The sequence below is a fragment of the Scytonema sp. HK-05 genome (assembly GCF_963872035.1).
In the GTDB taxonomy this organism is placed as follows: domain Bacteria; phylum Cyanobacteriota; class Cyanobacteriia; order Cyanobacteriales; family Nostocaceae; genus Kalymmatonema.
The window spans coordinates 59,491-72,621 of sequence record NZ_CAWMYC010000057.1 but is presented as its reverse complement, the minus strand read 5'-3'; the positions used below and the strand labels follow the sequence as shown (position 1 = coordinate 72,621).

14 protein-coding genes are annotated in these 13,131 nt (G+C 43.7%); 2 read left to right on the top strand and 12 right to left on the bottom strand.

All coding sequences use genetic code 11. The features are described from left to right. Positions 1-60 precede the first annotated feature (60 nt). The 10 genes from AACT52_RS09055 to AACT52_RS09010 form a co-directional block, all read right to left on the bottom strand. Positions 61-1,533, bottom strand: a complete 1,473-nt coding sequence (locus AACT52_RS09055; RefSeq protein ID WP_073630303.1) for a slr1306 family protein — start codon at positions 1,531-1,533, stop codon at positions 61-63. Further along, entirely contained in the window at positions 1,430-1,765 is a 336-nt protein-coding gene (locus AACT52_RS09050) for a group I intron-associated PD-(D/E)XK endonuclease (RefSeq protein WP_272937086.1), read from the bottom strand. Before AACT52_RS09050 ends, AACT52_RS09055 begins: the two co-directional genes overlap by 104 nt. 32 nt (positions 1,766-1,797) lie before the next feature. Continuing rightward, on the bottom strand, positions 1,798-2,202 hold the full coding sequence (locus tag AACT52_RS09045) for a group I intron-associated PD-(D/E)XK endonuclease (RefSeq protein WP_233153889.1): 405 nt from the start codon (positions 2,200-2,202) through the stop codon (positions 1,798-1,800). 90 nt (positions 2,203-2,292) lie between these two features. Then, complete coding sequence (locus tag AACT52_RS09040) at positions 2,293-2,415, bottom strand: hypothetical protein (protein ID WP_272937085.1); 123 nt, start codon at positions 2,413-2,415, stop codon at positions 2,293-2,295. Between the two features lie 252 nt (positions 2,416-2,667). Continuing rightward, the gene (locus tag AACT52_RS09035; RefSeq protein WP_073630301.1) at positions 2,668-3,621 is read right to left on the bottom strand and encodes an asparaginase; all 954 of its coding nucleotides are present in this window, start codon (positions 3,619-3,621) and stop codon (positions 2,668-2,670) included. A gap of 86 nt (positions 3,622-3,707) precedes the next feature. Continuing rightward, positions 3,708-4,208: a CGLD27 family protein gene (locus AACT52_RS09030; protein WP_073630299.1), complete on the bottom strand. Its 501-nt coding sequence runs from the start codon at positions 4,206-4,208 to the stop codon at positions 3,708-3,710. Then, positions 4,205-4,666: a ribosome silencing factor gene (gene rsfS, locus AACT52_RS09025; protein WP_073630297.1), complete on the bottom strand. Its 462-nt coding sequence runs from the start codon at positions 4,664-4,666 to the stop codon at positions 4,205-4,207. The genes AACT52_RS09030 and rsfS overlap by 4 nt, the downstream gene beginning before the upstream one ends. A gap of 126 nt (positions 4,667-4,792) precedes the next feature. Continuing rightward, complete coding sequence (gene yqeK / locus AACT52_RS09020; protein WP_073630295.1) at positions 4,793-5,389, bottom strand: bis(5'-nucleosyl)-tetraphosphatase (symmetrical) YqeK; 597 nt, start codon at positions 5,387-5,389, stop codon at positions 4,793-4,795. A 396-nt stretch (positions 5,390-5,785) separates the two neighbouring features. Next, on the bottom strand, positions 5,786-7,057 hold the full coding sequence (locus AACT52_RS09015; protein ID WP_073630293.1) for a glycosyltransferase family 4 protein: 1,272 nt from the start codon (positions 7,055-7,057) through the stop codon (positions 5,786-5,788). 591 nt (positions 7,058-7,648) lie between these two features. Continuing rightward, positions 7,649-8,671 (bottom strand): exopolysaccharide biosynthesis polyprenyl glycosylphosphotransferase, encoded by a 1,023-nt coding sequence (locus AACT52_RS09010; RefSeq protein WP_198940889.1) that lies wholly within the window; start codon positions 8,669-8,671, stop codon positions 7,649-7,651. A 353-nt stretch (positions 8,672-9,024) separates the two neighbouring features. Here AACT52_RS09010 and AACT52_RS09005 point away from each other — a divergent pair, with 353 nt between their 5' ends. Together AACT52_RS09005 and AACT52_RS09000 are read left to right on the top strand one after the other, a co-directional pair. Further along, complete coding sequence (locus AACT52_RS09005; protein WP_073630291.1) at positions 9,025-9,822, top strand: 7-carboxy-7-deazaguanine synthase QueE; 798 nt, start codon at positions 9,025-9,027, stop codon at positions 9,820-9,822. Positions 9,823-10,064: 242 nt separating this feature from the next. Beyond that, entirely contained in the window at positions 10,065-11,591 is a 1,527-nt protein-coding gene (locus AACT52_RS09000; protein WP_073630424.1) for an esterase-like activity of phytase family protein, read from the top strand. Positions 11,592-11,669: 78 nt separating this feature from the next. Here AACT52_RS09000 and AACT52_RS08995 read toward each other — a convergent pair whose 3' ends face one another. Continuing rightward, positions 11,670-12,314, bottom strand: coding sequence for a DUF3318 domain-containing protein (locus AACT52_RS08995; RefSeq protein WP_073630289.1), 645 nt, complete (start codon positions 12,312-12,314; stop codon positions 11,670-11,672). Between the two features lie 75 nt (positions 12,315-12,389). Beyond that, complete coding sequence (locus AACT52_RS08990) at positions 12,390-12,947, bottom strand: hypothetical protein (protein WP_073630287.1); 558 nt, start codon at positions 12,945-12,947, stop codon at positions 12,390-12,392. Positions 12,948-13,131: the final 184 nt, after the last annotated feature.

Genomic DNA, 13,131 nt, shown 5'->3' with positions numbered 1-13,131 from the left:
CCTGGATTTTGAAGCACTAAAGTGCTTACTACAAACTATCAAAAATTTTGCGATGAACCACTAGGCAATTGTCTGAGATTCAATGAGTTGTGGCTGCTGTGCTTCTGGCAACAAACGCCCCACTCCTTGCTTAACAAAACTTTGCAACAAACCAATCTGCTGGTTCTGCTGAAACACGTTTTGCAAGGTTTGCCGCAACTTGTCGAGATTCAAGCCACCTTCAGAATTCATAGCGACTTCCTGCTGTTGGAAATACTCGACTAGGCTTAAACCGGCTATGCGAGTCAGGTAAGCTGCACTAACCCCCTGTACTGCGCCACCAGCAACAAAGGTGATAGCGTTACTCTTCAGCACCGTACCGATCGCCTTGGAAGACAGTTCCACCAAACCCAATTTCAGCATCAAACTTCCCATTGTTCCAGCAACAGTTTGCGCCTGTTCCAAGGAAAATTTCTGCTGATAGACACTACTTAAATCCATAACCATCTGGGCATTAATTGCCGCTGTTGCCAGGATATCAAGCGCTGGTACTGGGTTGGCAAATGCTGCCGCCGCAGCAATCCACTGGTATTGTTCAATAACTGGTAGGGCGCGATCGCGTCTAATTCCATTGAGCAAGTTTTTCGCCTCAGCTTTCAGCAATAGGCTTTTCCTCATCGTAGTTGCCCACACCAGCTGCTGTCCTTGCTGTGCCACCATTTCACCCAACACAGAAGTCAATTGTTGGATATCTGGCGCTGGCACTTCCAGCGACTCTTGCACGGAACCATCTTGTTGATGCTTACGTACTTTGATGGGAATAGGAGACGCCGCAGTTGCTACGACAATTGACGGCACCCGATGTTTCAGCGACTGCAACACGCACACGCGTTCTTCTGGCAAATACTGGTCTTGTTTGTTAAAAACCAGCATTGTGCTTTGATTTGCTGCTTTTAGCTGCTGCAAGCTCTGAAATTCTGAATCTGTTAAATCACCATTTGTCAGAAACAAAACAACATCAGATGTCTTCGCTTCTGCCAAAACAGCTGCATCTGAATTTTCGGCTGCTTCTACAAACAAAGGTTGTGTTTCTTGAAAGTGTAGAGGCGTTGCATCCGAGAGTTCTAGATTTTGCTTTAAGAGTTTAATTAAAGTCGTTTTACCTACCGACTTACCGCCCGTGACAGCAGCGATCATCTCTTGTCTGTCTAACTCAGCCGCGAGATTGGCAACTTGTTCTCGCAGTACAGACGTTGCATGCAACGTCTCTACATGATTTTCTGCTTCTTGTGCCAGTTGGTTAACCACGGCTTCGGCTTTGGCGATCGCCCCGAACACTGTTGCCCGATCTACAGGTAGATCATCTAGCAGTTCAGAACTGTCTTTGGCGCGATTTTGTTTTAACAACCACAAACCGCCGCCAACTGCTAAGAGACTTAATAAGCCGAATTCACCCACCTGCACAAGTGAATCTTGCCAACTTTGTAACATCCATAAAGAGAAGGACAGTCCCAATCCTCCCACTAAAATCGGTCGCCGCAACTTCACAACTATGATTCTCCCCGCTTTTTGGATGGCTTCTACTCCAGATTAGCTCAAAACCCGCTTCGCTTAATCCGACTGGCGGAGGCATAACATTTTCTTTACATACAGCAGCTTCTAAAATTAACTTCCAAGCGTCGCGATACTTTGCGGAACGAGGTTTACGCTGTCGCTTCTCGGCTTCAACGAGGTGTATTTCGCTACCGTAACCTATGAACACATCTACAGGGAAGACATAAAACAGGTCACCCCTTTGGGGAAGTCAAAAGTCAAAAGTCAAAAGTCACGCATTGAAGACCCCACGGATGAATCCAGGGGCTTGAATAAAGTTGCTCCGCATTTTTTCTTCTCCAGAAATAAATTTCGGGGCTTGTATCCTTTTCTTTTTCGGTCAAGTGTCTCTACATAAACCAGGGCAAAGTCAAAGTCTGATGCCTTGTAGGCTTCTCTAAGCATAAACCGCCGATTTGTTTTTGTCCGCCGATTATCTACAACATAATTGCTAGAAGGTTCATCAAACCAAGCATACTTGACTTGAATTTTAATTAAAGTTCCTTCGACATCAAACGCTAAATCGTAAGGAAGCCTATCGCCAACAGGTTTTAAAACTCCCCAACCACGCTTCAAGGCATGAAGAACGGCAGCTTGTTCTGCTATGTCTCCTTTAAGCTTTGTATCCATCTGCCACTACAAGAAATCTGGAAATAGCTGCTAATCACCATAAAACCAAACCCCACAATCTTTTAGGATTGCAGGGTTTGGTTTCATCTTTCATTTGGTGGCGGGAAGTGGATTTGAACCACTGACCTTCGGGTTATGCTTACCATCTACAGCTTTCGCTGCCTGGATTAACCAGTTTGTGGTCTGGACTGTCCCTTCACCCTCGTCTTTCACGTTAGGGTGCCTGCCTCCCAGTCTCTACACCTTCCCCATTTCTGAGGCTTGGTTCGGGATTACCGCGCTAGTGGCTTCCCCGAGTTTGACAGGTAATCGTACATAAGTTTCCTCATGTACCGCCCACTGCAAGACTAACTGATAAGCGTTTAGTTTGCCTTGCGGATTGAGCCCGACGAGCTACCAGGCTGCTCTATCCCGCGTCGCCTTCTCGTCTTTTTAACTATAACACCATAGTCCGAAATTTGGCAACTATAAAATCGATAATTCTCCAATAACTTCTAAACGCTTGTATTTACCGAGGTTCATAAACTTTTCCGACAGGGCTTCGGCAACGCTGGGACTAATCCAGCCCAACTGCTTAAGTAAGTGAATGGCAACGGCATATTTTGCTCGCTTGGCTCCATCCATAACTTTAATTGCCAATCCCATGCCTTCACCCAGTCTGCCAATGCACTGTACTCCTTCAGCACCTGCTTTGCTAACGACTTCCCCAGGGGCTAAGCGCATCAGTTCTGTATCAAATTCTCCAACTCCAGCCACCATGACTGGGTGATGAGTCATGGCACGAACAATACGCTCCATATCCAAACTGCTACGAGCAGCGAGATGAGCATACAATGACGCCATGTGAGCGAGTTGCATCAAATACGTTGGTGCGCCACAGTCGTCATGAACGCTGATGAATTCCTCTGCTGGCATTCGCAGCAATTCTGATACTTTGCTTAAAATCAGCTGCTGTACTGGGTGTTTCCGCTGTAAGTAGTTGTTTAAGGACCAATTGCACAGCTGACAAACGGCTAGCATTCCGGCGTGTTTGCCAGAGCAATTGTATTCCAAAGGACTGTGCTTACCTTCTGGAATTGGACATTGGAGGGCTGTTGGATCTACATCAGCTCGCCAAAGTATATTAAATGCCTGTCGGACTTGCTCTATTGTTCCTCTATGGGAACTTGTGATAATTGCTAGGTCTTTATCGCTTAGGTTGTAGCGTTCTAAAGTACCCGTGCTGGTTACGGCGATCGCCTGAAATGGTTTGAGTGCGGAACGGACAAATGTTGCAGTTTCGGAGTTTCCGGCAACGGAAAGCACCCGTCCTTTGTCGTCGCATACCACAGCTTGGACGATATGCTTTGATTCTATAATGCCTTCACGCAGTAACCTGACTTCTAATGCGGCGGCTTGTGTTCGTTTTCCCATTGTCATGGGTTAAAATGTACCACCTTTTTGAGTTATGAGTTATGAGTTATGAGTTAGGAGTTACAACTTATTAACTTCTAACTCCTAACTATTTACACTAGGTGCCAAACTATCGTACCAGCAACGAACAACACAGCCAAGCCAGCAAAGGTAATTTGTAATCGCTTAATAATTGGTTGAATCGAGTAGGAAACAATCAGGCGATCGCGTGTTACCACTTCTTCTGGTTTCGTCCAAGTTTGACCATCATACCAACCTGACTCTTCGTAAAAGATGATTGGACTTATCAGGCGATCCCGAATGTAAGACCAGCCCAAAGATAACCGCACCAGTACCAGCACTAAAGCGACACTTGCTCCTGCACAACTGCTGAGAATAAACTGTGCAGTATGCTTATGTGGGGGAAAGCTAGCCGCTGCTACTGGTCCTGCCACGAACCACGATAAACCCCAAATCAGAGCGATTTTTGTAATATAGTCGCGCCAACTTAAGGTGCAGTCACGAAACAGCCAAGAGGATTTTAACTCTTCGTACTCATTGAGTGGTTGCTGTTCTGCAGGAACTGGGCAATTTGAGACTGAAGACTTAATCATGTTGGTTTACCCCCACCGTCAACGGATGTTGGATACTCGATACGTTCCGCATGTCCCCAGAACGCTTCAAGATTATAAAACTCCCGCTCCGAAGGCAACATGATGTGAACAATGACTTCGCCGTAGTCTTGCACCACCCAACTTGCCTCAGATTTTCCCTCTGAGCGCAGGGGACGCCGTTGCCACTCTGTTTCCACTTTTTCTTCAATTGCTTGTGCGATCGCCCTGACTTGTACCCTCGAATAGCCCGTCACTACCACAAAATAATCCGCTAGGTAAGATACATCTGCTACCCTCAGCAGTAAAATATCACCTGCTTTGCGGTCTGATGCCGCTTCGGCGACCTTTAATGCTATCTTTCCACTTACATCGTTGGCGTCACCCACTGGGTTCCCTACTGGGCTGTTTGTCACTGCGACGGATTGTCTTGGGAAATTTGGTTGGAAATAATCAGACATTAAACCTCAGCTGCTTTATCTTTTTGTGTAACGATTTTTGACAATTTCTACTAACAAACAAAAATTAAGATGGAACTGCAACTGTGAGAACTGGTTTTTTTGAATACTAACAAAAAAAAGAGGTGTCTACGCGGTTTGTTGTACAACTGGTTGTTTTGCCTTCCACTTTTGTAGGAACCAGTTGCGCGTAAACACGACTCGCGGATGAACTAAACAAGAACTTTCGAGCAAGAATTTGAGAGTGTAATCGCAATTCTTCCACACAGCCTGATTGATATCTTGACGGCTAAGTTGTCGTAAAGCTTGTAATTCCGAGGTATCCCCACGTCCTGGCTCTAAGCTATCTGCTAAAAATACGATACTGCACAGTAGACTCATGCCTGGTCTACCCAAAGTGTGATTGGCAATGGCTTGTAATACTTCTTTATCTTCTACGCCAAATGTATCTCTTGCTACGATAGCGCTCACGTCTGCATGCAAAAGATGGGGATTTGCTTCCATCACTTCGTCTACTTCCAATCCCTCTTTGTGTGCCATCTGCAAGAGTTTCTGGGGCTTAAAATATTTTGCTAAATCGTGCATTAACCCTGCCATTGCAGCTTTATGGTGATCCACTTTGTAGTGCACCGCCAGATCCACCGCCATTTGCTCAACCCTAAGAATGTGGTTGACCCTAGAAACTGGAACATTCTCTGCTAACCAGGCTAAGACTTTTTCGTGCATAATGGCTGTACTTTTAGAATTGAGCTTTGTGGCAGGTTTTGCAGTGAGTCATTAAGATGTAATTCTATTCTAACGAAGTTTTAGTTTGGATTCCTTCGGCTTAAGCATGACCTGTTTTTCAGCCTAGATGTTCACCACAAAGTGCGCGACGGGAGCTATAGATGCGATCCTGACAATTCTGCTGTCATATGAGTCTATCAAAATATTCCATTGCCGCAAAATAACTAATTTTCAAGGCTACAACAGTAGTCCTGTTGAGTAGGACAACCATACGCTCATTAAGCTATGAGATCTGTTGAGTAGGAAGTACCCTGTGACGAGCAGCCTTGTTTTCAATCGTGAGGAAAGAGATATCCAGATTTGCGGTAAGTGTCGAGCGACCAAAAGCTAGATAGGTTAAACTTCCTGCTTGGACACGACGACTGGCTCAATTGCTGAACGCTCAGCCGTCAGTGAGTAGAACAAAGACTCATACTGATTTAATGCTTGTTCAAAAGCATATTGGTCAACTGCAAATTGGCGACTCTTATAACCAAATGTTTTCACTTTTTCTGGGTGGTTGTACAAATCCAAAACTGCCTTTGCTAAAGCTTGAGGATCTTCTGGAGGAACAACGACTCCACCGCCACTTTGTTTGATAGCTCGTGCTGCTGTGCCATTTGCAGGCACAGATCCCAGCAATGCGCGACCACTGGCGAGTAACAATTGGATTTTCGATGGCATATTGAAAGATATGACATTTTTCTTTTGCACCACCAAACCCACATCAGCAGCTGCCAACATTTCTGGCAAATGTTCACGAGGTTGAAAAGGCAGTAGTAAAACATTAGTTGCACCGCATTCCTGACAAACCTTCTCCAATCGCTGCAAACCTTTTGCTTCACCAACAATCACAAAGGCAATATCTGGAATATGCCGCAACAAAGAAGCAGCTTTGACAACGGTTTCTAAGCCTTGAGTGAGGGCAATGTTGCCAGAGTAAAGTACTACAAATTTGTCATCTAGGTTATGGGCTGCTCGGAAAGCATTATTTTTTTTCGCTAAAGGTCGGATGAAATTGACATCCACCCAGTTGGGAATTTGTACGATTTTTTTAGAGGCTACGCCCTTTTTAAGCAAGTTTTCTACAAAGCCATCAGCGATAACGCTAATTTTAGTAGCACTGTGATAAGCGAATTTTTCTAACGCTGTAAACAATTTGATCAGCCATTTGTTCTTCAAAAGACCAACATGTACAGCAGCTTCCGGCAGTATATCTTGAAGATTTAAGACCACAGGGCAGCCGTGTAGCCATCCCAAAAGGGCTGTTGGTAAGCAAACAGGTAAGGATGGTGAGGTTGAGAGAATGACATCTGGACGCCACCCTGCAAGCGCTGGCAGAAAACTTGTAAGCACGAAGCTAGCATCTAGCAATACCCGATCTATAAAGTTGGGCTGCGGACGAATCCAAACATAACTACGTTGGATTTGAACTCCATTTTTGTACTCAGTGAGATGCCACTTGCCCCGATAGCCCGGGTATATCCGACGTTCAGGGTAGTTGGGCATAGCAGTCACTACGCGCACTTGGTGTCCGCGCTTGACCAGTCCCTCTGCTAATTCAGTCATGAGAGGGGCGATACCAATTGGTTCTGGGTAATAGTTGTACGAGTAAATCAAAATGCGCATTACAAATTAGTCTTCGTCCGAAGAAACCCGGTGTCCTGTTTTATGACAACATCTGTTCGCAACATCATTTCGCACGTAAGTGCGCCTCCTTGTTGTATTTTGCCTTCAGACTCTTTTAATATCAGTCATTCTTCATTGAAGATTGAGTAAAATTTGATGCGACCTTCTTAGAAATGGATTGGTATTTTTGTTAAGGGTCAAATATTATATAGTGTTTTTATACTCCTAGCTACGTAAAATTTATTTGTATTGTTTATTGTTATGCAAAATAATTGAGCCATAGCTTTTATATATATGAAAAAGGTATCTATATACAGGAGATTGTTCGTGCGTGAGGTACAGTTCTGATGTCTATAAACAAGATATAAAGCCCTTTTTACTTCTGAACGCCAGAGCCTTAGGTCGGGAAACCCTCCTGCATAAAGAGCGCTCCTCCTGACGACTGACGCCAATATTGCTGCTATATATAACCAGACAATAAAAAACCCGGCATTTATGCCAGGAGATTCAACATGAGTTGTTTAAATTTTGCAGTGAAGAAGTTAAGTAGGTTGGCTACACTCTTAGTTCTTTACACCCTTAAAAATACTTTTAAACAGCACCACTGTTTTTGTTAAACAAGATAGCTACTGTTTTAAAAATCAACTTCAAATCGTACATCAAGCTCCAGTTTTTTTGATACTGCAAATCTAGGCGAATGACGTCCTCAAATTTACGGACAGTAGACCGCCCATTCACTTGCCATTCTCCGGTCATTCCCGGTTTTACATCCAAACGTTGCCACTCTGGGACTTCATAGCGTTCAACTTCATCAGGCGTAGGTGGTCTAGTGCCTACTAAACTCATCTCTCCTTTTAAAACATTCAAAAATTGCGGCAGTTCATCTAGACTGGTTCGACGCAAAAAGCGCCCGACTTTGGTAATTCGTGGGTCATTGTCTATCTTGAAAAATGCCCCTTGAACCTGGTTCTGCTTTTCTAGTTCGGCTTTTCTCGCTTCTGCATCAATATACATTGAGCGGAATTTCCAAATTTGAAAGCGCTTACCCATCCAACCACAACGGATTTGACTGAAAAAAATTGGACCAGGACTATTAAGTCTAATAGCAGCGGCGATAGGGATAAATAAAATTCCTGTAATTACCAATCCTACAAGTGACCCAACTACATCTATAAATCGTTTCATCCAAGAACGGACAGAAGGATGTGTAGTTGGTAACTGTTCTTCAAATTGACTCTTTTGAGGTGGTGTTTCCCCTTGAGATTCAATTGAAAAAACTTTATCTAGTCCTGTAAGGTTAAGGACTGACATAACCTGAGGGGTAACATTTCGCAGTATGAATTGGATATTTTTTTCCTGAGCAATTTTCAGATTGCTAACCAGGGCACCTAAACCACTACTATCCATAAAAGTAGTTTGGTGAAAGTCAATGATAATTTGTTTGGTATCAGGATTTGCTTGTGTGATCTCTTGGCAGGTTTGCTTAAAGGCTACAGCCTCAAGCACACTCAACCGCGCGGATACCTGCACAATTGCCGTGTCATTTGAGAACATCACCGGAAAATTTACCTCTTTGGGTTGGCTAGTCATGAAGCCCTGCACTTTCGTTGCCATGTCAATATAATCTGCCAAACATTATTGTGTCTTAGCAAGTAGCCTTACCTCATGAGTGTTAATCAGTACGAATAACGACTCATCGCTAGTTACTTCAGTTGAGATTGGATATCATCAGGGACGATTCACAATAGAACAAGAAGCTAACTAAACTCTGAAGTATCAAGGATAAACTATGAAAGAAAGGATCAAGCGTAAAGGTTCAGGTATGAAATACTTTATACTTCAATTCATACTTCCTATTTCTCACTTTTGCCGTAACTTCATATTTCATACTTGATACTTCATACTTTTTTAGTGAAAAACATCCTTGTTTTTGTGCCGACGTAGCAGATACTTGTTGCTATCATCACATGACTGTTAAGAATACTATTACACCTACCGCACGCCTGATAGAGGTCTTTTCCGCCATACAAGGGGAAGGACTGAATGTGGGAACACGTCAAATTTTTATTCGCTTTGCTCTTTGTGACTTGCGCTGTCACTTTTGTGATAGCGCACATACTTGGAACGCACCCGCCACTTGTAAGATAGAGCAAACCCCTGGATTACGTGATTTTGAAATTTACTCGAATCCTGTTCCACTACCAATGTTACTCTCATGGGTAGAGCGGCAAAATCTGCCATGTCTACACGATAGCATTAGCTTAACTGGCGGCGAACCACTTCTTCATACCCCATTCTTGTTGGAATTTTTACCCCAAGTACGCTCAGTTACGGGTTTACCTATATACTTGGAGACTGGGGGACATCGTCCAGAACAACTGGATACCATACTACCTTATCTAGACTCTGTAGGAATGGATTTCAAACTGCCAAGCACGAGTGGCGAAAACCGTTGGCGAGAACACGCAGAATTTCTCCAAGTTTGTTGGAAATCACAAGTAGAAGTTTTTGTCAAAATAATTGTTTCTCAAACCACAGATCCAACTGAGTTGGAACATTCAGCTCAATTGGTAGCATCTGTCAGTCCATCTATCCCAGTATTTCTACAACCTGTCACACCATTAGATGATCCGATCGCCTTCAACCAACCGCCTGTCCTTGCTCCTTCTCCGAGTCAAGTGTTAAATTGGCAATCTCTGATGAAGCGTTTTGTCAAGCAAGTACGCGTGGTTCCTCAAACACATAAAATGCTTAATCAGCTCTAAGAACAAAACTCATAATTTAGAATGTTTCGACCAAGGAATTTAAAGGATTTCAATGAATAATTGAAAATTCATGATTGAGGAAAAGCCAAATCGGGTTATGAATTTTTCTTTATGAAGATGTCATCAAGCAAAAGCCAAATAGTATAAAAATTTGATGTCATAAACAGTACATAACTGGAGAGTTAAACTGTTCTTAATACGGGAGTCAGATGCTGAAAAAAGTGATTTTTTGGATTTTACACATGGTTCAAGTAAGGCATTGGCTTTCTGTATTAAGTTGCACGCTTATAATGTCTGCTGTTAGTATGACAGGATACGCAACATCAGCGTACGGTATTTCCCTGACCAATACCCTTTCTATTCCTGGTGAAACGACAGATTTACAACCTGGTAATGGTGCAAACGTCAACCGCTTTGGATTTTTCTCGGATATCTACTACGATCGCTTTAACAATGTGTACTATGCATTAGGCGATCGCGGTCCTGGTGGCGGGGTGATACCCTACCAAACACGAGTCCAGAAATTTTCTGTAGATGTTGACCAAAATACAGGAGCTATCGCTAACTTTAAAACACTAGAAACGGTTTTATTCACAAAAGATGGTACAAATTTCAAGGGATTGAATCCTAGGTTACTCAATGGCAATGCCGGAACTCTTGGTTTGAGTCATGATCCAGAAGGGTTTGCTGTTGCTCCCAATGGCAATTTTTACGTTTCGGATGAGTATGGTCCGTCTGTGTATGAATTTAAACCAGATGGTTCTTTCGTCAGAGCATTTACGACCCCACAAAATCTCATTCCCATTGCTAATGGCAACCCTAACTATCTCGATGGTCGTCCAACTATTACCAGTGGTCGCCAAGATAATAGAGGATTTGAAGGGTTGACTATAAGCCCAGATGGCAAAAAGCTCTATGGTTTGCTGCAAGACCCTCTCGTGAATGAGGGTTCTAACGATGGTTCACCAGATGGACGCCGTAGCCGCAATTTAAGATTGGTAGAATTTGACACAGCAACAGGACAGAGTACGGCACAGTACATCTATCAGGTAGAAAGTCTGGCAAATATTAATCAGCGGATTCCCGGAACAAAAGATGATTTTGGGGCGAATTCCCAAGGGCGCAATATTGGTATCAGTGCAATTACAGCCCTCAATGACAAGGAATTTTTGGTGCTGGAAAGAGATAATCGCGGGTTTGGGGTGGACGCATTGAACGCTTTAGTGGATGATCCAAACGAAACACCACCACCTGTTGGTAGCAAGCGAGTTTACAAAATTGACCTCACAAACGCAACCGATGTCACCCGGATTAGTTTGGCAAACACCAATACATTACCCACAGGTGTCAACCCCGTAAGTAAATCCCTATTTCTAGATATTGCTGCGGCTTTAAGCCCTGACAATCCAGGTGATTGGACAAAGATAGCAGAAAAGATGGAGGGGCTGGCGATTGGTCCGCAACTTAAAGATGGTTCCTACGCGCTTCTCATAGGCACTGACAACGATTTTAGTGTCACTCAAGAGGACAATTCTATAACTCAGTTTGATATTTGTACGAATGCCAACGGTACCAGCTATAGCCGTAGAGTGATTGACAGTGGCTGCCCAGAGGGTCAAAAGTTAATTCCTGGGTTCCTTTACTCGTTTAAGGTGAGTTCTGCTGAACTAGGCAAATTTGTCCCACCACAAAAAGTGCCAGAACCCACGGCAACTGCTGGGCTCATGTTGCTGGGTTTAAGCGGTTTATGGCTGAAACGGCGACGTTAGGCTGAAATTGTCACTTGTCTTTTGTAACGACAAATGACTCATGACAAAGAACGCCCTCTTTTGTGATTTGTTCTTTTTCTAAATTCCGCCGTCTTCTATATTCTTAGATTTCGCTTTTGCCTTATTGGCACTGCGTTTGAGAGCAGAGAGCCGTGCTTCGTATTTAGAGCGTTGGCGTTTGCTAGGTGTGGTGTCGATAAGGGTTTTTAAGGCACTCCCCAGACTTTTATAAGCATTGGGCATACTGTAACCGAAGCGAGTTGCCAAGGCGATCGCTTTATCATCAGCATCGACTAATTCTTTTAATTGCTTTTCGCCACTATTTTTTTGATAGAGTCGCCAGCCAGAAACTCCGCATAGAGCCAAAGCTAATACCAGCAACAATCCATCCTGTACCCACAACTCGCCGACAGCACCACCTAAACCAATCGCCAGAGCCGCCATTTCCCAACCATCTTTAGGAATGGTGTCATTTTGAATGCGGGCAACTTCGTGCCAGAACAACAAATTTCGCTGATCCATCGCCAGCGAATCCCATTTCGCCAAGTCAATTTGAATTTCAACTTGGTCTTTGCCAATTTCTTCGCAGCGGATCATGGGTGGATTGACCTCAGTCGTACCTTCAACCGTGACCCAGCTCTGCAATTCTGGCGGTAGTAAGCCCTTTAACCGCCTTAGTTCACTCATTTCCGCTTTAGCAGATGAGGTTACATAGGATGTCATAATATCCAGCCTTAGAAAACTTCAGTATATTGAGGGTATCACTTTGGAGTATAGCGATTTCACTGGCGTTCCGGCTCATTCGCTAGGAAAACTTCCCCGCCTTTTGCGAGCTTGCATCGCCTTTTCTAAAAGTTCTAGCAATCCAGGAGCCTGTTCTTGAATGCTAAGTAAAATTCTCTCACCCAGTTCTAGATTCCCTGGGTCATGACCCGTCTCCATCACCGCCATTAGGCGAGGTATGGCGACATTATCCACAAGCTGAATTAAGCCATGTAAACAACGGTTAAATTGTTTTTCTGTAAGAATCGAGTCTTCCAACGGGAACTCAATTATCGCACGGATCTCTCCATCCGATGGGTCATACTCCCATTGCAGCATTTTGGTTTCCCAGGAAATGGAAAGCATTGTTTGAAGAATAGCTGCTTTGTGAGGATGATCTGTCACGCCTGATAGCACCTGAGGCGCAAATAGCCGGAAAAATTTTCCGTCCTCGTCGAGCTGGACGACAATCAGGAAATCTTCGACGTTATCACTTTCGACACCTGTAATAATACGCTCTTCTTGTTCGTCAATACGGTAATCCCAACCTAAGTTGTCTAAGAAATAAGCAATCTGTTGCAGATCAGCTGCCATAAAAGCCTCATATATTAACAGAGCCGCTGTTGTTATCAGATTTAGTTTAACCTGCCAAGGGTAGGAGCATAGAATGCTATTGCTACCTTGTTTTCTGTTGTCTTATGTTCTCCACGTACAAAAATTTTGTTAAAAAATATACGAAAACTTTCAAAAGCGATTACTCACCTCCTCTACCATTCCT

Bases quoted from the DNA above. Each gene is read 5' to 3' on its own strand.
- AACT52_RS09035 (WP_073630301.1), bottom strand. From the start codon at position 3,621: ATGACAATGGGAAAACGAACACAAGCCGCCGCATTAGAAGTCAGGTTA.
- AACT52_RS09005 (WP_073630291.1), top strand. From the start codon at position 9,025: ATGACTGTTAAGAATACTATTACACCTACCGCACGCCTGATAGAGGTC.
- AACT52_RS08990 (WP_073630287.1), bottom strand. From the start codon at position 12,947: ATGGCAGCTGATCTGCAACAGATTGCTTATTTCTTAGACAACTTAGGT.
- AACT52_RS08995 (WP_073630289.1), bottom strand. From the start codon at position 12,314: ATGACATCCTATGTAACCTCATCTGCTAAAGCGGAAATGAGTGAACTA.
- AACT52_RS09015 (WP_073630293.1), bottom strand. From the start codon at position 7,057: ATGCGCATTTTGATTTACTCGTACAACTATTACCCAGAACCAATTGGT.
- AACT52_RS09030 (WP_073630299.1), bottom strand. From the start codon at position 4,208: ATGATTAAGTCTTCAGTCTCAAATTGCCCAGTTCCTGCAGAACAGCAA.
- AACT52_RS09045 (WP_233153889.1), bottom strand. From the start codon at position 2,202: ATGGATACAAAGCTTAAAGGAGACATAGCAGAACAAGCTGCCGTTCTT.
- AACT52_RS09000 (WP_073630424.1), top strand. From the start codon at position 10,065: ATGGTTCAAGTAAGGCATTGGCTTTCTGTATTAAGTTGCACGCTTATA.
- yqeK (WP_073630295.1), bottom strand. From the start codon at position 5,389: ATGCACGAAAAAGTCTTAGCCTGGTTAGCAGAGAATGTTCCAGTTTCT.
- AACT52_RS09010 (WP_198940889.1), bottom strand. From the start codon at position 8,671: ATGGCAACGAAAGTGCAGGGCTTCATGACTAGCCAACCCAAAGAGGTA.
- rsfS (WP_073630297.1), bottom strand. From the start codon at position 4,666: ATGTCTGATTATTTCCAACCAAATTTCCCAAGACAATCCGTCGCAGTG.